Genomic DNA, 20,555 nt, shown 5'->3' with positions numbered 1-20,555 from the left:
TACACACCTACTTAAATACATCATATATTGTGTTAGGGTCTTTATTTGAAATAGCGTTATATTGTTGTTCAGTTCCACACCAGTATTTTAAAGGTTGTCTATTGAGTTGGTTTATTATGTTTTCACCTGCTGTTCCCGCTGGTCCTTGTGGTCCTCGTTCTCCAGTTGCACCTCTAAGTCCTTGCGGTCCAGGAATACCTTGTTGCCCTTGTTCTCCTCTTGGTCCTGTTGGTCCAGCCTCTCCTCTGTCTCCTTTAAGAGTGTTTCTTTGTGCTTGAGATAAGTTTTCAAACGTTACTACACCATCTCTACCAGCTGGTCCACGCTCTCCAGTTTCACCTTTTTGACCTTGTATTCCTTGCAATCCTTGAGGTCCTGTTTCTCCACGTGGACCTTGCAATCCTGGAATACCCTGTGGACCACGCTCTCCACGTTCTCCTCTAGGTCCAGTCAAATATTGCAACTCACTAAATCTACTAGTACCATTACCAACCTTAACAAAGCCAGTATCAGATTCGATACCTAACTCTCCATCTAATAAAATAAGTGAACTGTTACTCCAGTCGCTTGCACTCATTCGTTTTTGTTGCATACGTATTTGTATTTTTTCACTCATTAATTACCTCCTCCATCAAAAATAAATTTAGGTTCATTGTTCCACTCACCTCGATACTCTGCTGTTTCAATTCCCTCCGCATAATCTTTATAATTCACTTCTACGTTGATAGTGGTGTTTGTTGTAATGTTTTTATAAATGTTTTGTATTTTATACCACTCACTTTCAAAAGAGATGTTATATCCACCGTTATAAACACTAAATATAATCCCCTCTTGCTCTGTAAAAGTCTTTTCAGCAGTAGGATATAGAGTATTGGTTGGTGTCATAGTTACCTTAATAGGAAACTCGATTAACCTATTAAATACAAATTTAACGTTGAAATTATCATGTGTTCTACATGTTGCTTCCCAACTGATAACATAAGATTTACCAACTTCAAAACCATCTCCGTTATGAGATATTTCTATAAATGGTGTTCCTAACGGAATATCCCTTTCAGTACCACCATCTAATCTGTTTTTATTAAACCTCTCTGTACCATCACTTCCAACCATTTTCAAGGTAGTTTCTGCTTTTTCTGATACTTCCTCGATTTTAGTTTTTAATTCCTCGATTTTAGAATTATCTATATCAATTCCTTTTAGATTTTCTTTGATACGTTCTGGTAAACCTTTAGTAAAATCATTAACAATATTATTAACTTCTTCTCTAAGAGGTGTTAGTTTCGACTCCAAATCTTGTTCAATTTTTGCTGTTTTCACTTCACTCGAAGCCTTAGCTTTTTCGAATCCATCCTCGATTCTTTTTGTTATCTCATCAGAGTTTTTCTTAAATAACCTATCATAATTTTCACTTCGCTCTTTAATTTTTCGTTCGATATCGATTGATAAACGGTCTGTATAAGCATTAGCTCTAAATTCAGCTCCACTACTAGAATGAGAAACTTCTGAACCTAATCTACCCTCTTTTTCACCAAGAATAAACTCTTTCCATTTTTTTAACATTGGATCATAGTGAGTTTCAACTACTCTTATTCTTTCATCTACACCATATTTTAAATATTTTAAAATTACAGTATCACCACGATTAATATTTTCTGATAGCTGTTCATAAGTTACCTTAATAGAGTTTTTAGGCTTATCAATATTTCCTTTTGTGAAATACTCCATAGCCCATTCCTCTAACTCTTCAGCAGTTCTTAAATCGTTGTTAGAAATCGATATTTCATTAATGAAAGGATAATCATTAATCAACGGACTTTCTACAGCTAAACTTATAGTTACTTCTTGATCTAAAGAAGCTGTTTCCTCTTTTTGTTGAGCTTTTAAAGAGTCTATTTCAGATTTCTTTCTATCAGCAAGTGCTTGGCTTTCTATTTTTCTTTGTTGAGCCTTACTTTCTCGTTCTTGATATTTAGCTCTAACTTCTGATTCTATTTGCGAATATGATTTTGATGTTGTTCCACTTCTTTTAACTGATTTATTTTGCTTAGCAAGTTCCTTAGCATACTTCTTAGCTATCTCTTCTTGAATTTGTTGAGATTTTTTTTCAGCGTTCCTACTTTGTGAATACTCTTTTTGAGACTGCCTTAAAGCTCTTAACTCTTCCCTGTGCCTTGCTTGTAAATCTGTCTTATCCTCTTTATCACCAACTTTGAAAGTAGCAGTTGCATATATCCTAGTAACTATTTCATCAGAATTACTAGTATTAACAAATTCACTAATATTTTTAGCTGTAGTCAGTACTTCTTCAGTATCTCTTCCTAGCTTACTTAATAAACTAATTTGCTTATCATGCATATCTATATCTGCAGAATACAAACTTGCTATTTCACCTAGTAGCTCAAATGATACCTTAGGTTGGCTGTCTTTTTCGTCTTTATAACTAGAGAATGAATTTGTATCATCTATATCAGAATAATAAGAAAAATCCTTTTCAGTTGATAGAAAGTTGCTATACCACTCATCTAAGACCGACATACAACCAACTCTAACTCTACTGAAGTTATTCACTAACCTTTTACTAAAATCATAGTTCTTTTGATAAGCTGTGACAGTAATACATTTATCATTTTCAGATATATCAATATCCTTAATTCTAAATAAGTTTGTTCTGTCATGTTCATCAGCTTTTACAATCATACCTTTTTCAATGAATGAATATATATCGTTATCAACAGTTGGATATTTGAATGTTAATTTATACATTGTATTTAACACCCAGTGAATATCTGAATCGTAAGCATTATTCAACACTATTCCGTTATAAGTAAAATCCGTTTCAAATTCATCATATAACCATAACATTAAATAAACGCCCCCCATCTACACTCTATTTCCAACTTAGTAATTCCATTCCCTAGAACAATCCCACTCACTCCTGGTTTAATCTCAAAAAACGCTCCTAGCATTACACTATTTAATAAATTTCCATTCTTGTCATATACATTTTGTTCTCCTTGTTTGCATTCAATAACTAACTTTTCAGATAGTTGTTTTAATCTGACTACCTGATTACCTATGGTTAATGATGTGCCACTCGTTGAATTTCCATATAGAGTAATTTTAGGATACATTATTACATTAGTTTCATTGTTAATAATCCCATTTCCTGTGTATGTCTTGATATCAGAAGCAACGCTATATGAAAATGGATTACAAGTAAATACTACATCTATTTCATATTCATCTACTTCACCTAGTCTAGCTCTAACTGCAGATACTGTTAACACCTCATAGTATCTTCCAGGATTATCAGAGGCTATTAATTTGCCACTACCTTCTAACCACACTAATAATTCATTGATTTGGTTTAATTTTACATTGTGGATTAATAGCTTATATGATTTTTCTACAAGCTCATAAGCTGTAGAAGTTCTTACAATTCCTCCTGACATATCATCAGATGTAAATATTTTGTCTTTTCTTTTCCCTTTATTGATTCCATCATTTTCTATTACAAAAATTTCAAAGGGAAAATCGGCGGTAGACTTCCCTTTGAAGATTAACTCATTATAATGTAACGACATTTCTACCACCTCCAAAACTCATATTTTTGTATTCTTTCATAGATCTCACTAGTTTTTGTTCAATCTCTTTTACTAATGTATCAATGTCTTCTTTGTTGTTTATATTATTACCTGTCACGTTGATGGTAATATTAACATTAGGATTATTCGCTCCATATTGTTCTGCTAACGTTCCACTTATTCCTTTAATTTTCTCTCTTGTTGATAATGGTGTAATATTTACACCACTTCTTGTCACTTGGAATAATTCTGGGCCAGCTTCTCCTACGATACCTGTATATTTAGGTGGTAAGTTTTGAGTTGTACTGATGTTTCCACCTGTCGCAAACATCCCAATATGTCCACCCATTGCATGCATTCCGATATGTCCACCAGTAGCATGTTCTCCTCCGAAATACCCACTAATTGTGTTTTTGATAAGATTCCAAGTTGTTGTAATAACTAATGGAATAGCACTAATAGCTTCTGCTGCACTGTTCGCTTTATGTGTGATATTATCTTCAGCTTCTAATTTTTTTGTAGGTGTAGGTGTTGCATTAAATCTTTCTGTGCTCGCTGTTGCTGCGTCTGTAAATGGTGTTGCGTTACCTTGTGCCATAATACTCTTAGTTGCTGGATTTGTTGCTGCAAAAACATTTGTTCTATCTGTGGCATCTTGAATAAATGGACTGGCATTTCCACTAGCTGATAGTACTTTTTCAGCAGGATTAGTATTGATATATGTGTTTAAATTTCCTTGTGCATCTGTAATTGGTTGACTTGCATTATCTTTTACAGTCAATTTCTTCTCATTAATCACTTGTGCATTGTAATTTAATACCTTATTAAATACATTATCTATACTTGTACTTCCCTCATCTCTTAACATAATTGATTTAGGAGGTAAACTAGCATTTTTGAATGTATCTATTTTTCCATTAATGTTATCTAACGGAAGACTTGCTTTATCTACAATCTCAACATTTTTAGGATGTATTCCTTTCTTATCCAACCAATCTAAGTCTTCTTTAGTCATCTTAATAGTACGACCTTGACTTTCTGCAATAGTTATTGCTTTCATTATATCTGGTAATGCCATAAGTCGTTCATAATCGCTTTTGAAATTAAATACAAGATCATGACCTTCAAATTTAATTCCTATTGATTTAATATCAGAGTGACTAGTCCAATTATTCAGAATTTCATTAACTTCTTTTACTTTAGCTTCAATAGAACCTAAATTATTAATGTATTCTTCTTTAGTGTCAGTAATCAATCCAATTTGTTTTAATGCAGCAATTTTAGCGGCTAAGGCTGTTTCTTCCATTCCCTTTTTCAGAAGTTCTTGAGCTTCTTTACTAGATGTTGCAGCCTCTACAGCACTTTTACCTAATCTTTTATAGAGATTCTCTATTTCATTCATCTCTTGAGTTGTTAAACTTCTATGATCTTTTGCAGCATTAGATAGAATTTCTTTAATTCTTCCCTGTGCTTCTTTTGCTGAATTAATTTGAGTATCAAAGGTTTGTTTTATAAATTCAGCTTGTTTTTTATATTCAGCTTCCTCTATTAAACCTTGTGCTTTCAAAGCCTCTAGTCTATCCATTTCAGCTTTTCGACGCTTCTCAATACCCTCAATAGTAGTCAATGTTAAATCATTAACAGTTTTTATCTGAGCCATTGCATAATCTGCTGTGATAGTTTTATTTTGTAGATAGCTTGATTGAATGCTTGATAATGAATTACCTAACATAATTCCATAGTTTCTAAACTTACCTTCAATCTCATTTACATCTTCATCACTTAAAGATAGATTCTCTTTTAGTTTCTTTCTTAATTCACCATCTGAAGAATACCAACTGCCTTTTTTAAAGTTTCTATCAAGACTCTCTATGATTGAGGTATTGGCTTTTTTAATCTTTTCAGCTTCTTCAACTATGGCTTTACTATTATTTTGAACATCACCTTTTAATCTATCGATTGCACTTCCAGATTGTGTTGCACCTTTAATCACTTGATTGTACCACTCTTTATACTTCCCGTTTGTTTGTTCAACGGATGCTTCATGATTTCTACTGTCTTTTGTCATTTCACGATATATTCCATATCCTAATCCAACAAAAGCAGCTCCAATTAATGCAGCACCTGCTACATATGGATTAGTTAGCATAGAAGCCATGCTTCCAGTAGTTGCTGCCTTAGTCCCTACTCCAGCAATTTCAGTACCTAATTTGGCAACATCAGCCACTGCTTTACCAGTTCTGATTTTACCTAACCATTGAATCAAAGTACCTATGCTCTTAACTCCTGCACCTGCACCAGTTGTTAATCTACCTAGAACAGATAAGAATGGACCCATACCTAACACGGCTAATTGAACCGCAGGTGGTAGTTTACTAAACCATACCATCATATCACCTAATGTTTTCACAACTGGCTTAGAATGTTGTAACACTTCTGCTAATCTCGGAAGTAATTCAGAACCCATTTCAATTGCCATTTTTTGAATTTCATTCTTAGCCATTTGAATTTTACTAGCACTTGTTTGGTATCTGATGCTTGCTTCTTTAGTTAATGCTGAATTTTCTCTCCATCCTTTATTAGCAATTTCTAAGGCTTTACCTAATCCACTATCACCATCTAATGCTCCAGAAAGTCTCTTCATTGCATCTGCTTCACGAATACCTGATACCCCTAATGATTCAAGTACTTCATTAACATTTCCGCCACTTTCTTTTACATGTTTTAGACCTTTAAGAACCAGTTCTAAAGCTTCTACAGGTCGATTATTAAATGCATTAGCAAATTCACTTGCACTAACTCCAGCAGCTTTTGCAAACTTACCTAAGTTTTCTCCACCTGACATTACAGCATTTTGCATTTTTGTCATAACCTGTGTCATTGCACTACCACCAGCTTCTGCCTCGATACCAACAGTACTCATTGCAGCCGCTAATCCTAATACATCAGCCTCTGACATATTAGTTTGTTTACCCATACCAGATAATCTTTGAGACATTTCTACAATAGATCTTTCATTTGTCGCAAAGTTATTTCCTAATTCTACTAACGTAGAACCTAGATTTCTGATACTACTTTGGCTTGTTCCCATTACAGCCATGAATTGAGCTAAACTAGTTGCTCCCTCTTCACTACTTAAATTTGTAGTAGCTCCTAAATCAGCAATAGTTTTTGTAAAGTCAACTATATTTTCAGTTTTAATACCTAATTGTCCAGCTACTTCACCTATTCTCGCTAATTCATTTGCACTAACTGGAATTTCTGTAGAAAGATTTAAGAAACTCTGCCTAATCTTTTCTAGCTGTTCTGGAGTTGCATTTACAGTTTTTACTACTCCAGCAAAATCACTTTCAAAATTAATTGCACTTCTAGCAGCTAATAACATTCCAGATGATATCCCAGCTGTAGCTCTCGTTAAGCCGTCACCAACTCCCGACATTTTCTGTCCTAGAACTTGTGCCCTAGTTCCAACATCATTAAATCTTTGAGCAGTATCAGCTAATCTACCACCACTATTTCTAAATGCAGTATGAGTTTTCTCAACTGCATCTCTTAATTTAAAATAGCTTGTTTCAGCATTCGCTATTTTAGTTGGTAATGCTCCTAATTCTTTTTGTTGAGTACTTAACGTACTATTTAAGCCTTTAATTTGCGTTTCAAGACTTTTGACTTCTTGTTCAGTCTTCTTATATGCTTTGCTTGTATTTGCTACTGTTTCTTTATATTTCTGAACAGCAGCACTACTTTTACCATAAGTGCTTTCTAAGTGTTTTAAATGCTCCTTTTGACTTTGTAACAACGTTCCATTAGTCTTTAGAACTGATTGTTTTTGCCTGAAAGCATTCGACAACTTTTCAATCTCTTTCGGTATCTCACTAGTAGATTTTTTTAAAGCATCATATTTATCTTTTAAACTATTAACATTACTTGCTGATTGCTTCATTTGAGTAGTTAATCCACTCATCTTTGCCTTGTAGATATCGTATGCTTTTGCACCACTACCTAATGATGCTATATTTCTTCTAGCTTCTGCTTGAAGTTGTCGTAAGGCATTTTCACCTTGCTTGATAGCAGAGGTAAAAGACCCTACACCTTCTGCAGTCAGTATGACACCGACTTTATCCATGTAATTTGCCATTTTTACCTCCTACAGTACATTACTTATGTTAGTAACTCGCATACCTTCTTCTTCAGAATCATCTATTGTATAATTTTCTTTAATATATCTATTTATCATGTAAATAATATAGTCGAATGAATAATCATACATAAATTCATCCTTAGTCATGTTGAACCAAGTTCTACACTTATAAAATAAATCATCCCAATCTATTATTTCTTGTATCTCTTCTTGGCTTTCTTCGGATTCCTGCTCACTACTTTTGGTTGTGTATGAACTAGGTCTTCTACCTGTTCTTCTAAAAAACTCTTTCCCATTTCGCTATCATCAGTAATTCCTAACATTTGAAGTAATGTTGCTGTTTGGTCTCCATACATAGCTTCTTGATATTTTATAAGAAATACTTCCAAGTCTGTATCAGTGACATTTTCTAAAACTTCCTCAAGTGTTGTTTTTAACTTATTAGCTTTCAAAATTGATACTAAAAACTTAGCAATTGCTATATTTTTTTCTTTAGTAATAACATCTACCCAATCACCTTGTTTAATACCAAAATCTACTTCTAAATGTAACCAAACTGCTAAATTACATCTTAATTCAACTTCATACCCAAGAATATCTGTTTTAAAAGTCTCTATATTTTTTTTAAAAATACTCATTTAATACCTCCAAAAAAGAGCCAACTTATGTCGGCTCTTTAATCTTATTTATTATCCTCTAGGGACTACTGTAGAATCTGTTTGCCCTTCTTTAATACAAGCTTTTAAAGTTGCTGCATCATAGAAACCATTTAATAATAATTTCTCACGATCATATAAATTAGTTGTACGTAAGTCAATTTTAGCGTATACAGATTTATTATCACTTCCAATTACTGGGAATGCCTCAATAGTAACCTGTGAAATGTTTTCTTTTTTCTCATCAGTTTCTGTTTCTGCATTGAAATCTGGATTTTTCAATTGGCAAACAGGGAAGTTGTAGATAATTTCATTTCCGTTTTCGTCTGTAACAGGGAACGACCATCTAAACTGTTTATATTTAGGGCTGTCTCCTTGAACGAATACACCATTAGCTAGTTTAATCATTCCACTCATTTCTTCTACGAAACCTTCTGGGAAGAAACCAATATCTACTGTCATCTCAACACTTGAGAATTTAACAATATCACGAACTTTAATATTTGATAGATATACTGATTTCTCCTTCTTTTGTCCTTTAAAAGCTACTTTATCGATTGCCGCCACTTCATATGTTTTGTCCTCATACGTTAATCCACTTTCACTAGTTGCTTCTGTTTTTACTTTTTGTAAATATCCAGCACCAATACCTGTTAGTAATGCTCCGTCTACTCTCTCTTTAGTTACTGTCATTTCAGTTCCTCCTATTTATTTAATAATTTATCTTTAACTTTCTTAGCAAATGAATCTTTGTGTTGTAATGCTGCAGGTCTAATATGTGGCTTAGGAGCAACATATTTTCTACTACCTTTTTTATATCTTCTTGCACGTTTACCACGTCTTTCTCTACTAGTTGCTTTAGAAAATCCAGCATGAAATCCTACTTCATGGAAATATAAATGTAGGTTGGGCCTACCTGCCCAACCTACTGTACTTTCATATAATGCATGTTTTGCGATAATTCCCTCAACACCAGCCCCAGTCACTTTTAAACCTTTACTAGTGGCAATTTTTTTGGCATCATCTTTAATTTCTTCTGCTTCTTTTTCTACTATGCTATTAATAGATTTAGCGTTACTGCTAATCTTATTTAACTTAGCAATTGCTCCACTAAAGCCAAACTCTTTTGTCATGAGTAAATCTCCAGGTAATACATGAATTGATTTTCTTTTTTATCAGCATTCACATCAATTACTTCTTGCCAAGAACCAGTATTTAATTTTGTGTTATCCTCTAATGAGTTTTGTATTTTTCGTAAAATTTCTGAACTGTCTAAATCGTGTGGCACTAGATCATAGAAATTTAATTGATATACATGGTGTTTAATTTTCTTTTTGTTAGAAAGTCTTTTTTCTGTTGTATTTACGTGAAAATATACTATTTTTGGAAAATCAGTCTCTTCACTAAATCCATATGAATATGGAATGTTCAATTCCATACCAGTTATGGTTTGAAATATTAATTCCTTAATGGTCATTTCTAATCACCTCTACCAACGATAATTCAGTTTCATTTTTCACATGATTATGATAAATTCTTGAAATAACATAAGATTTATTTTTTATAATCACATAAAGATCACTTAACAAATAGTCATTAATATTGTGAAACAACCTAATAGCAATCCTTGTAGAAACTTCTGTATCTACTTGTAAAGACTGATACTTTTCATTAGCTGTTACACCTAAATATCTGAACCAAAACTTTCTGATTTCCTTTTCAGTTTTATCAGATAATTTAGTATTAAATTTATCTTTTGTATGAGTATATTTAATAAACCTTACTATTCCATCATTGTAAGATTGACTAATCTTGTTTTGCTTCATCAGTTTCTTCTACAGGAGCTTCCTTAACTTCTTCTTTAGTTTCAGTTTCTGCAGCTTCTACTTTAGTTTCAGTTTCTGCAGCTTCTACTTTAGTTTCAGTTTCTGCAGTTTCTACTAGTGCTGTTCCTTCCTCAACTAACTCTAAGAACTCTCCACCATAAATTGATAGGTTTTTCTTGAATTCATCATATCTAGCTTTTGTAATGTCCAAAACGTCACCTGGTTTATAAACTGTACCTGTATATAAATCTTCAAATACTTGTAATGCTTTTACTTTAACCATTTTATCTGTACCTCTCTTTTTCAATTCTTATTAATAGACTTGACATCTCACCTAAAAAATTAGTGTCAAAATATTCTAATTTATCATTGTATTCATACCTTGCTCTCTCAAACACTAATGATTTTCCTTGCTCATTATTATCAATATCAAAGAAACCACATTTTTCACAAAGAATTTCATAAGAAAAAGACAACAACCTCTTTAGATTGTCGTCCTCATCATCATGAAGTATATGTAATTTATCTTTGAATTGCTTTAATAAATCATCTGAAATATCAAACATAAGCCTATCCTAATGGCACTGCCACTGCTAAATCTTTAGTAAATGTTAATTTAACTACTGCTTCTTTGTCTACAGCTTTAACATCAAATCTAGTGATTAAACGTGTATCATATGAATTACGTGTGAATGCTTTACCACCAACATCTGTAGATAAAATTTCTAATGTATTTAGAGAATATACACGAACTGCTTCATGTAAATCACCTACATATAACGGGAATGATCCGTCTGTTTCTTTAGGGAATTGTGTGTCTGGTAATACAACAACTTCTTTTCCAAATAAAGTACGTTTTGTTGGTTCAGTTACAACCTCTTGTAACAGATACTTGTTATTTTTATCTTTTAGAGTGTCTAATACATCAAATCCACTTTGATTTGTTATCACTTTAGTGTTATCTAAGAAACCAGGGTCTAAAGTAATATTCATCGCTGTCTTGATTTCATCTACTTTGGTAATAGCTTTTTTCGTAAATGAATTTAATACTTCTAAAATTTCTTTGTTTTCAGTAACAACTTGTTTCTTAACAAACCATTTAGCTAAATATGCTAATAAGTTTTCTGGAGTATCCTGTAATAAGAATCTTGATACTGGTAAAATACCTCCATAATTTTTTACTTGATAAGAGATATTTTCGAACGTTGACCCGTCCATTTCAGCAATTTCTCCTAATTCAGTCATATTAGTTAGTGGAACTAATTGACTTGTTTTTTCGTAAACTTCACTACCCGATGGAACTACAACATTACGTACATCTACATATCCTTTTAAAGATATAAATGAACGTCTATATTCATTAATTTTTGTTTGAACATCTTTAGGTACTAAATATCCACCATTTTCATTTTCAGATTCCTTTAATGGGCCTGCTGCATCTACTACACCTGTTTTTATATATCTTTGTAGGGCTTGTACTCCAGTTTCTACTTTGTTTTCAACTGTCATATCAACTACTTTATCATCGTCTTTTAAACTGATTAAGTTTTGAATATTATCAATTTCAGTTGTTAAATTTTTAATCTCTGCTACTAAAGAATTAGCTAATTCCTTATCACCATTATTAATTGCTGTTTCTGCAGCTTCTACTTTTTCTGCTTTTAATTGTAATAATTCTCTTAATTTTTTATTCATTTATTGAACCTCCAAAAATTCTAAATATTGCTTTGCTCGTTCCGTTTGAAATTCATAATTATCTTTAATTAATTCTTTAGGAACATTTTTAAATTTATGTGCTTGTTCTTTAGTTAAACAAGCTGCCATTTTTACTGGCTCTGCTATTTCATCACATAATCCTAGTTCTAAACATTCATCAGCATTTAACCAACTTTCTTTATCCATTAAATCTCTGATTTTTTCTTCTGTAGTCTTATCTTTAGCTTTAGATAAATAAGTACTAACTATACTGTCATTAATGTGATCTAAATCATCTGCCATTTTTCTTAAGTCATTTGCATTTCCATACATTCCAGTCCATGCATTATGAATCATCATCATGGCATTTTTTGGCATAACTACCTTGTCTGCTCCCATTGCAATTACAGTTGCAATTGAAGCAGCTAAACCATCAACATATGCTGTCACATATGCTTTATTATGTTTAATTAAGCTATGAATGGCTTGCCCATCAAACACATCTCCACCATTTGAATTAATATGTAAGTCTATGTATTTAACATCACCTAATGAGTTTAATTCATCTGCGAATATTTGTGCTGTAGACTTATTTTCCCACCAGTCATAACCGATATCTGAATAGATATAAATTTCCGCCTTATCTTCATTTAAGGCTTTCATCTTCCAATTGTTCATTACCTCTTGCTCCTGCTTTCCACATTTGATATTCTTTGATAGTATCGATAGGAGCATAGTTTAATGACATAAATCTCATATCACCATACTCATTATCAATTGTTGACATATCCTCTGAACGTAATATATCGTTGATTGTATAAACTCCAACATGTTGCATTTTTTCATAAAATTCTGCTCGTGATTTTTGGTCTGCTCTTAATTCAGCTTCCATATTGAACTTGAAATAATAGCCTCTTTTTCTATCTAAATCTGTTAGAATTTTAGTATTTAATTCAGCCTCTATATTTGTTACGTATGGCAACATAACATTTTTTACATAGTCCATTGATTGTGATAAAGCGTTAGAATGGGTTAATCCACTGTAATCACCATATTTATATGGTGGCACTTTAAAAATACTAGCAATTTCTGCTTTGTTGTATTTCATAGTTTGGATAAACTGTGCATCAGATTGTGGAATTCCAACACTTTGATAATCAAGATCTGGATTCAGAATAGCTACATTATTATTTTCAAGATGCTTTTTCCATGATTCAGCAACTATTTCTTTATTTTCAGCTGTCAATGGTATTCTTGTAGCTTTCAATATAGCTAACGGAATGCCCTCTCTTTTAAAGAGGTTAGATGCCATTTCTCGTCCTTTTTGGTTTCCTTGAATACTTTCTCTCAATACTTGAACAGGAGAACGTCCTATCAAACCATTAATAGATAAGTTTTTAAAATGTAGTAATTCATCACTATTCAAAGTTACTTGTTTACCTTTATAGATTGTTCTATAGGTTACTGAATTTGTTTCAGCATGATATAGTACGCTTGTAACTCTAGGATCTAACGGAACAATCTCCTTTACTTGACCATTTCTTCCAATTTCTAAATAATGATAGCTATTTCCCCACAGATTTAACTGTGTCATGACTAAATGTTTCCATTCAAAGCTAGTCATATTTTTATTTGGCTTATCTTTTAATAAACTATACACACTATGTTTTTTTGCTTTCTCTACAGTTCCTTTATTGTCATAAAGTAAATTCAATGGATACTTTGCTAAATCATCAGCTAAAACCTTTACTGAACTATAAACTTCTGAAGTACTAATAGCACTTTCTTCTGTAACATTGTTTCCTCGATTATTAAATAGATTGAGAAACCAATCAGCAGGATTTCTTAAATCACTTGCCACTTCACTACCTGTTGGTGTCTTATTTCTAAATATCATCTTCATTTCTCACCTCCTTCCTAAGTGTCTAAATTAGTATCTAAAACATAAGTACATAGCATTAGAACCACTCCCAACACTACAAATCCTAATGTTTTACATAATAAAAAGCCTGCGTACACAAATGATACGAGGCTCAAAAGGAATAGAATTCCTATTAAAATTCTTATTAATTTTTTCATTAGAAACTAAACGCTCCTTTACTTATTTCTTCATTTAGATCATATCCGATATTATCGCTGTACATAGCACGAGTAAAAGCGAAAATACCAGCAGCAGCCATATCTATCCTATCAGTAGATTTTTTCTTATCTAACATGATATTATCCTGTGCATCAAATTTTGTAACTGCATTCCCTAGACACCAAGTCAAGGCTTTATTTCCATCATGATGTATTTTTTGTTCATACACACACTCTCTAAAATGTTTTGTAGGCTCATTCAACGTTAAGACACCTTGTCTAACTTCAATCATTAAATATCCCAGTTTCTCCATTGATTGTGCCCATTGAGTTGCATTATAAGGATCATAACATACTTCTTGAATACTATACTTACTTCTTAAGCTTTCTATATAATCAATAACGAAATCATAATCAATAACTTCTCCTGGAGTAGTTGTTATCCAACCTTCATCTACCCAAAGACTATAGTTTACTCTGTCAGTATTCATTCTTTGTTGTAGCATTTCCTCTGGCATAAATCCTTTACTTCTAACTGCATACTTACCTTCACCTAGTACAAATATTGAGGTTACTGCAGTTAAGTCTAATCTTTTTGATAAGTCGACACCAACAAAACAAGGTTTACCCTCTAATTCATCATCAGGTACTTCACACAGCTTCCATTTCTCCATATCCATATATTTATTTTCTGGAGCATTTACCCAAATATTCATATTCTTAGTAAGAAACTTAGTCATAGTATCAGGCTTATCAATTGCTTCTTTCAACCTATCTCTTAAGAATTTTATACCCTCATCATAGCTTGCAAGAATAGGATTAGATTTAATCCAATTTCTTTCATCTTTGATATCATCACCTTTATCCAGTTCACAAACCATAGCATAGTAAGTATCGTTTTCTACAGGACTATTAGGATCTAATAATTTAGAAACATATTCATACTCTGTAGCGTAACATGGACTGTTTAAATTGAATCCAGCAGTTGTAATAATAACAATTAATGGTTGACTTCTTGCACCTTGACCAGATTGAATAACTTCTAAAATCTCATCTGTAGGATGTGCGTGATACTCATCCATTGCCCCTACTTGAGGGTTAAATCCATCTGCAGTCTTCCCAGAATCTCTGGATAAAGCCATAATATAGCTATTACTTCTTTCATGTTCTATCAAGCTTCTAGTAATCTTAAATTTATTCCTAACTTCACTACCTTGTAATTGTGCTTTTATTTCTTTAAAAACAATATTCGCTTGATCTCTTTTAGTAGCTCCAATATATGCTTCACTTGAAGATTCACCAAAGGCAGATATCTCATAAGATAAACAACAAGAAACATCTTGAGACTTTGCATTCTTCCTTGCTACCTGATAATAAAATTTTCTAAATCTTCTTAAGCCAGTTTCTATATGAATCCATCCATATATATTTGACCAGTTAAAAATTTGAATAGGTGCAGGATCTATATTCTTACCTGCCAATTTACCTTTAGTATGTTTAAATAATGACATCCATTCTAGAAATCTCATAGCTTTGTCCTCATCAAAAATAAAAGGAAACTCTTTAGTTCCCTCTCTTTCTAAATCTCTAAGAAATCTCATACATGCCCATTTCTCTTTTTCACAAACTAAACGATTTCCATTAACAGCTTCTTCTGCCCATTTTTTCATTGCATTTTTCAACATTAGATATTACCAAACCTTTCATGAACAGAATCTTTTGGCAACTCTTCATATGCTTTATCCATAGCGATTTTAGCACGTGCTACTGGTGTCAATCCAAGTTCAGATTGAAGTGAACGTAAGATATTAAATAAATCTTTTTGTCTAATTAATAGAGGATGTTGCCCCATAGAATAATCTACCGTTCTTTCATTTTCTACTGTTTTAGAACCACGTTTTAAAACTCTCTCTGTTTCTTTCGTGTAACCTTTATCTGTAATTAAACCATCTTCTTGAATAATCCTACTGCATTCCACATACTTCTCATAAGTATCGCAGTAAACAGCTAAAACATGAACATCTAGATTATTTAAAAGATCAATAGAATCTGTCTGACTGACAATATATCTAAATTCTTTCTTCGCTAAATCTCCAAGCCACTTCGGAGGCTTCAATTTATCTTTTGATAATTTTAGCTTATTTTCTTCTATTTTTCGTGCCTCTATTTTTTCTTTTGATAACCTCTGTCTATTACCTCCTAAAAGCTTTAATGACATAGGTTCAGCCTTTCTTGCCAAAGTATCACCACCTTCCTAAAAAAATCTCATTTGGAAAAAATAATTAAACGCATTTTGCGTGCAAAAAAGAGACGCCCGCTCGTAAGCAAAAATTATTTTTCAAATTTTTTCAGGGGGGTATCCCTGGGAAATATTTCCCAAAAGGCTTGATAAAATCCTATTTGTAATGCTCTATCTTATTATGGCAGTTACGACATACCGACTCAAGGTTGCTCATCTCTAGCCTCTTGCTCCAGTCCGTCCTTACTTCCACCTTGTGATGCACTAGGTTGGCAGTGCCACCACACATCACACAAGTAAAGCAATCTCTTTTAAGTACTTCTTGCCTTGTCTCCCTCCACTCCTTCGAGCGATAGAACTTCATTGCATCATCATTCTTTCTTTGTTCATTGTAATATTTACTTTGTGTTTGTTTATGTCTATCACAATATGCACCACGTTTAATAAGTGTTCTGCAATTGTGATGCTTACATTCTTTCATAACTATCTGTTCTTTCTTAAGTTATTTCCAAAATAAAAAGAGATAGCAATTAAACTATCTCTTAATATTCGTATACAATATACGCTTGTATTAATAATTATGTAGTATTGGATACTAATATTATATCATAGACAAACCCGACATTTCCGACAACTTTTAATTCACTTTAGAATATCTTTATTTAAGATTAACGTTAGCCTCTTCTTATCTTCTATAGTTTGTTACACTACTGCCTCAACGTTCATTATACTATACATTGATTGCTATACTTCATATCTATATCCCTCTTGTAAATCTATTTACTTGCTCATCTAATTTAAATATTATTTTCTTTTTAGATTTTATTTCTTTTAAATTTTTCTCTAATTTATTTTTCCAGATTTTTTATATTTTATATTTTCAAATAAAAAAAAGATTTAAGCTCTTTCTCTTAAATCTTTATCGTTCATAATATTATATAATTTATCTTTAAAGCTTTGTATTCTTCTTTCTACAGTTCTCGTATGATAACATACTTCTTCTGCTACTTCATCTATTGTTAGGTTATATGTGTACTTAAACTTAAGTATCTTTCTATCTCTAACATCTACTAATTGCTCTTCAAATTTTTCAATACATTTCAATGCATAACTATCTTTTTCGAAATCATAATCAGAAAGTTTATTAACTAAATTATTCTCATTAGCATTTGTAAAAGTATTATTGCTAGTTTTATTCTCATCAATACTACTTAACTTATCTCTTAAATATATATTTAACTGCCTTTTAATCTTGTGTCTTGCTTCTAAATAATAATCTACATCGTTTCTTGTATAATTAAACTCTCTCATCTTATCTCCTTTACTGTGTTGATAGAGCTGGATATCAACACTACTTTAATTTCGGAAGGACACTTAATGCTATTTTTAAAGTTATCTCTCACCTAGATAACTATACACAAAAACATTTCCAGCTCAATTTTTATTATATCTTTTTTTATTGACAGATTAAATAGTTCATTACACTAAATTTTCACTAAATAAACTTTTATAGTGATTATCTAATAAGATTGCCATAGTTATTACATTCTCATTCAAATCAAATAAATATTTTCTATTTTCATATACCTTGTCATCTATCCAATATACTAATACTACATTGTTTTTTTCTAGTAATAATGTTTTTTGATCATAATTAATTGAGTATCCATAATTATAGTAGTTGCTTAATCTTCTAGCTAACGCATGAATAATATTTCTATATCTATCTTTTACTATCTTTTTATTTTGTTTAGTAGCTGTATCATTTTTAGAAATAATACAAGATTCTAGTGATTCTCCTAAAATCTTTTCCAATCTCCTAAGATATATAGCTTTTATATAGTTCCCTTGAGCTTTATTCAATATCCTTCTAGCTAATAAGGTATTAAACTTTGTTGCCCCTTTTGTTCTAGTTTCTTTTATTTTAAGCTCAATCGTATCTTCAAGTTTCTTATCAACTCTCAATAACTCATTAATTTCACATCTTTTTTTTAGATAACAAAAAATATGTTTTTCTAAATCAAAGCTAATCAAATCCTTAAGTTCTTCCGCATCTTCAATCGACATTACACAATTATTTTTTTTCAATTGCTTATAGATATAACAAAATGTTCTATTCTCTTCTTCTGTGAATTTACTAGTGGATTCTAAATCTAATTCTTTTATTATTGATTCATAAAATCTTATATATCTATACACTCATTTTTCTCCTGTCCTATTCCATTTTTCATTTTAAATAGATTTACTTCTTTCTCAATATTATTAAGTAATACTGATTCTTCTTCAATATCTGTTTTATTTTTCACACCTAATCTCTTAACATATTTTTTTTAATGCATGTTTTATAATTTGTGCATCTTTATACTTTAATGCTAAATATATTCTGTTAGTCATTCTATTCCTCCTTCTCCATGTACACTGTCATCAAATATCTGTTCTCATATAATTCATGTGTGTTTAAATCATAAGCTACAACGTGCCAATTATAGCTTTCTATCTCGTCAACTACTTCTTTAACCACCTGTTCTACTGTTTGATTCTCGCTAACTTCTATCGTAAGATATAAGAATTGTTTATCATCCATTAGTAAAGTACCTCTTTAATTTCATCTCCGAATTCTTCGATAAATTGTTCTGTAATTTTTTCTGACTTGAAATAAGGTAGTTTTATTATTTCTTGATAACGATAATTTTTAAAAATTTCAAGTTTTTTATACCCGTTATCGTACATTATACTCCTTTTTTCTTCATCTAAATTATCCCAGTTAGGTGTCCAGTCTCCTTGATGTTTTTTAGCCCAATTCTTCAGTTTATTTATTAATATACGTTCCTTATCAAATTGTTCAGCTTCCTTTCTAGTTTTGAAAGCTAAACCACGTTCAAAAATACTCTTTTGCACTCCATCCGAGTAACTTATTAAACTTTCTATAAGTCCATCTGCATCAACATAATAATAATCGTCAATATCCTCTGGCACTTTCACCTCATAAGGCTTTTTATCCGCCTTCCTTTCTAACAGTTCAATTCTTACTTCTGTTAGTTGTTCTTCTAATCGTTTTACTTTTTGTTCTAATTCTTCGTTAGTCATTTTTAGTCCTCCATTAATCTACAAATTCAAAATCATAATAATCAGCTGTATCATATCCATTTTGATTAAAGAAATAATCACACGCTAATTCTTCTAATTCTTCTTCAGATAGTTCTTCTATATCAAAATCTTCATCTACTGGTACATTAAACATTACTCTCATTTCAACGTTTAACCATTTTTGTTCATCCATATTTTAATCCTCCTAATCGTCTAATTCTCCGTTGTATTGTGGTATTTCCATCCAATATATAACATCATTATCAGCATCTTCAAAGCGTAATCCGTCTCCAATTTCTCTCCATGTATCTATACGTGTATCAACAAACTTCCCTGAAGACAAAGGGTAAGTGACTAGTACTTCTTCGCCAATTTCAGGAGCATGCCCCTCCCACATAAAGTTATATAAATCACCATACTCTTCTTGTTCTTCTTTAGTTAACTCTCTTACTGTTAATTTATTCCATTTCATTGTTAGTCCTCCAATAAATCCTTATTTTCATTAATATTGCCAATTACCGCATAATCAAACATATCAATTAGTCTAAAAACAAAATTCCCGTTGTTTGTTAAGTAATGAAATTCCTTTTCTCCGTCTTGCTCAACTAAAACTTTTCTAACGTAATATTTATTTGCTTCTCCTTGACACTCTAATATATCTCCTGTATAGATGTAATTACCGTTCATATCTTTATATCCAGTATTGTAAATAAATTCAACTTCATCAAACTTATAAGGTACAAAATCAGCATTATCATTGAAATACACTTCAACCATCTTTTCATGGTAATTAATCACTTTTACAGGTAATACCACATCTAAACTCTTAATATACACTTTTGGTTGTTTTATCATTTTCTATCCTCCTAAAATCTTGTACATAAAAAATATCCAAGCTACTAAACACACTATTATATATGCGATACACCAACTTATTAATAATTTTCTATGATACTTTGATAATCCTTTTTTTATCTTATTTTTTAAATTTTCTACTGCTTCTGAAATTGTTTGTGGTTCATTTTCCATTAATTGTTCTCCATAATCGCACGCCACATGAAATAATCTATGTCATTAATAAATATTTCACGGCCATTAATTTCTGCCGCAAAAATCATTCCATCGAACTCTTCACTATTATTATGAGTCACCTGCAAATAATTAATCATACTTGCAGTGACTACTGTTTCAATTTTTTCACCATCATTCATAACAATGGTTAAGCTATACTCTGTAATATCCATA

General features: G+C 31.7%; 28 protein-coding genes. All 28 read right to left on the bottom strand.

Going from position 1 to position 20,555, the window contains the following annotated elements:
• Window positions 1-7: 7 nt before the first annotated feature.
• Window positions 8-616 carry a hypothetical protein gene (locus RWL85_RS03265; RefSeq protein ID WP_314084973.1) on the bottom strand — a complete coding sequence of 203 codons (609 nt, stop codon included), beginning with the start codon at window positions 614-616 and terminating at the stop codon, window positions 8-10.
• Window positions 616-2,865: a phage tail spike protein gene (locus RWL85_RS03260; RefSeq protein WP_314084971.1), complete on the bottom strand. Its 2,250-nt coding sequence runs from the start codon at window positions 2,863-2,865 to the stop codon at window positions 616-618. Before RWL85_RS03260 ends, RWL85_RS03265 begins: the two co-directional genes overlap by 1 nt.
• Entirely contained in the window at window positions 2,865-3,587 is a 723-nt protein-coding gene (locus RWL85_RS03255; RefSeq protein ID WP_314084969.1) for a hypothetical protein, read from the bottom strand. The genes RWL85_RS03260 and RWL85_RS03255 overlap by 1 nt, the downstream gene beginning before the upstream one ends.
• Complete coding sequence (locus tag RWL85_RS03250) at window positions 3,571-7,725, bottom strand: phage tail tape measure protein (RefSeq protein ID WP_314084968.1); 4,155 nt, start codon at window positions 7,723-7,725, stop codon at window positions 3,571-3,573. The genes RWL85_RS03255 and RWL85_RS03250 overlap by 17 nt, the downstream gene beginning before the upstream one ends.
• Window positions 7,726-7,734: 9 nt before the next feature.
• Window positions 7,735-7,857: a hypothetical protein gene (locus RWL85_RS03245; protein ID WP_271964728.1), complete on the bottom strand. Its 123-nt coding sequence runs from the start codon at window positions 7,855-7,857 to the stop codon at window positions 7,735-7,737.
• A gap of 62 nt (window positions 7,858-7,919) precedes the next feature.
• Window positions 7,920-8,366: a hypothetical protein gene (locus tag RWL85_RS03240; protein ID WP_314084966.1), complete on the bottom strand. Its 447-nt coding sequence runs from the start codon at window positions 8,364-8,366 to the stop codon at window positions 7,920-7,922.
• A 51-nt stretch (window positions 8,367-8,417) separates the two neighbouring features.
• Entirely contained in the window at window positions 8,418-9,077 is a 660-nt protein-coding gene (locus tag RWL85_RS03235; RefSeq protein WP_271964730.1) for a phage tail protein, read from the bottom strand.
• A gap of 11 nt (window positions 9,078-9,088) precedes the next feature.
• Entirely contained in the window at window positions 9,089-9,517 is a 429-nt protein-coding gene (locus RWL85_RS03230) for a hypothetical protein (protein ID WP_314084963.1), read from the bottom strand.
• Complete coding sequence (locus RWL85_RS03225) at window positions 9,514-9,861, bottom strand: hypothetical protein (protein ID WP_314084960.1); 348 nt, start codon at window positions 9,859-9,861, stop codon at window positions 9,514-9,516. Before RWL85_RS03225 ends, RWL85_RS03230 begins: the two co-directional genes overlap by 4 nt.
• Window positions 9,851-10,210: a head-tail adaptor protein gene (locus tag RWL85_RS03220; RefSeq protein WP_299323511.1), complete on the bottom strand. Its 360-nt coding sequence runs from the start codon at window positions 10,208-10,210 to the stop codon at window positions 9,851-9,853. Before RWL85_RS03220 ends, RWL85_RS03225 begins: the two co-directional genes overlap by 11 nt.
• On the bottom strand, window positions 10,191-10,493 hold the full coding sequence (locus tag RWL85_RS03215; RefSeq protein WP_314084955.1) for a hypothetical protein: 303 nt from the start codon (window positions 10,491-10,493) through the stop codon (window positions 10,191-10,193). The genes RWL85_RS03220 and RWL85_RS03215 overlap by 20 nt, the downstream gene beginning before the upstream one ends.
• Before the next feature lies 1 nt (window position 10,494).
• On the bottom strand, window positions 10,495-10,776 hold the full coding sequence (locus tag RWL85_RS03210; protein WP_294681931.1) for a hypothetical protein: 282 nt from the start codon (window positions 10,774-10,776) through the stop codon (window positions 10,495-10,497).
• A 4-nt stretch (window positions 10,777-10,780) separates the two neighbouring features.
• Window positions 10,781-11,905, bottom strand: a complete 1,125-nt coding sequence (locus RWL85_RS03205) for a phage major capsid protein (RefSeq protein ID WP_314084949.1) — start codon at window positions 11,903-11,905, stop codon at window positions 10,781-10,783.
• Window positions 11,906-12,583 (bottom strand): head maturation protease, ClpP-related, encoded by a 678-nt coding sequence (locus RWL85_RS03200; protein WP_314084946.1) that lies wholly within the window; start codon window positions 12,581-12,583, stop codon window positions 11,906-11,908.
• The gene (locus tag RWL85_RS03195; protein ID WP_314084944.1) at window positions 12,552-13,808 is read right to left on the bottom strand and encodes a phage portal protein; all 1,257 of its coding nucleotides are present in this window, start codon (window positions 13,806-13,808) and stop codon (window positions 12,552-12,554) included. Before RWL85_RS03195 ends, RWL85_RS03200 begins: the two co-directional genes overlap by 32 nt.
• Before the next feature lie 175 nt (window positions 13,809-13,983).
• Window positions 13,984-15,669, bottom strand: coding sequence for a terminase TerL endonuclease subunit (locus tag RWL85_RS03190; RefSeq protein ID WP_314084942.1), 1,686 nt, complete (start codon window positions 15,667-15,669; stop codon window positions 13,984-13,986).
• Complete coding sequence (locus tag RWL85_RS03185) at window positions 15,669-16,223, bottom strand: phage terminase small subunit P27 family (protein WP_314084940.1); 555 nt, start codon at window positions 16,221-16,223, stop codon at window positions 15,669-15,671. Before RWL85_RS03185 ends, RWL85_RS03190 begins: the two co-directional genes overlap by 1 nt.
• Window positions 16,224-16,380: 157 nt before the next feature.
• Window positions 16,381-16,512, bottom strand: a complete 132-nt coding sequence (locus tag RWL85_RS08555; RefSeq protein WP_399533503.1) for an HNH endonuclease — start codon at window positions 16,510-16,512, stop codon at window positions 16,381-16,383.
• Between the two features lie 608 nt (window positions 16,513-17,120).
• A complete protein-coding gene (locus tag RWL85_RS03180) occupies window positions 17,121-17,534 on the bottom strand; it encodes a hypothetical protein (protein WP_314084937.1) in 414 nt (137 codons plus the stop codon).
• A 168-nt stretch (window positions 17,535-17,702) separates the two neighbouring features.
• Window positions 17,703-18,422 (bottom strand): hypothetical protein, encoded by a 720-nt coding sequence (locus RWL85_RS03175; RefSeq protein ID WP_314084934.1) that lies wholly within the window; start codon window positions 18,420-18,422, stop codon window positions 17,703-17,705.
• Entirely contained in the window at window positions 18,407-18,529 is a 123-nt protein-coding gene (locus RWL85_RS03170) for a hypothetical protein (RefSeq protein ID WP_314084931.1), read from the bottom strand. The genes RWL85_RS03175 and RWL85_RS03170 overlap by 16 nt, the downstream gene beginning before the upstream one ends.
• Window positions 18,530-18,618: 89 nt before the next feature.
• On the bottom strand, window positions 18,619-18,807 hold the full coding sequence (locus RWL85_RS03165; RefSeq protein ID WP_314084928.1) for a hypothetical protein: 189 nt from the start codon (window positions 18,805-18,807) through the stop codon (window positions 18,619-18,621).
• The gene (locus RWL85_RS03160) at window positions 18,807-19,310 is read right to left on the bottom strand and encodes a hypothetical protein (protein WP_314084926.1); all 504 of its coding nucleotides are present in this window, start codon (window positions 19,308-19,310) and stop codon (window positions 18,807-18,809) included. Before RWL85_RS03160 ends, RWL85_RS03165 begins: the two co-directional genes overlap by 1 nt.
• A gap of 13 nt (window positions 19,311-19,323) precedes the next feature.
• Window positions 19,324-19,503, bottom strand: a complete 180-nt coding sequence (locus RWL85_RS03155; protein ID WP_314084925.1) for a hypothetical protein — start codon at window positions 19,501-19,503, stop codon at window positions 19,324-19,326.
• Window positions 19,504-19,515: 12 nt separating this feature from the next.
• Window positions 19,516-19,782 (bottom strand): hypothetical protein, encoded by a 267-nt coding sequence (locus RWL85_RS03150; RefSeq protein WP_314084923.1) that lies wholly within the window; start codon window positions 19,780-19,782, stop codon window positions 19,516-19,518.
• A 2-nt stretch (window positions 19,783-19,784) separates the two neighbouring features.
• Window positions 19,785-20,165: a YopX family protein gene (locus RWL85_RS03145; RefSeq protein ID WP_314084921.1), complete on the bottom strand. Its 381-nt coding sequence runs from the start codon at window positions 20,163-20,165 to the stop codon at window positions 19,785-19,787.
• A gap of 3 nt (window positions 20,166-20,168) precedes the next feature.
• Window positions 20,169-20,339, bottom strand: coding sequence for a hypothetical protein (locus RWL85_RS03140; RefSeq protein ID WP_314084918.1), 171 nt, complete (start codon window positions 20,337-20,339; stop codon window positions 20,169-20,171).
• The gene (locus RWL85_RS03135) at window positions 20,339-20,554 is read right to left on the bottom strand and encodes a hypothetical protein (RefSeq protein ID WP_314084915.1); all 216 of its coding nucleotides are present in this window, start codon (window positions 20,552-20,554) and stop codon (window positions 20,339-20,341) included. The genes RWL85_RS03140 and RWL85_RS03135 overlap by 1 nt, the downstream gene beginning before the upstream one ends.
• Between the last annotated feature and the right edge of the window lies 1 nt (window position 20,555).

This window comes from uncultured Gemella sp., assembly GCF_963515875.1.
Classification (GTDB): Bacteria; Bacillota; Bacilli; order Staphylococcales; family Gemellaceae; genus Gemella.
The sequence above is the reverse complement of the archived record's forward strand: the minus strand, read 5'-3'. Positions and strand labels throughout refer to the sequence as shown.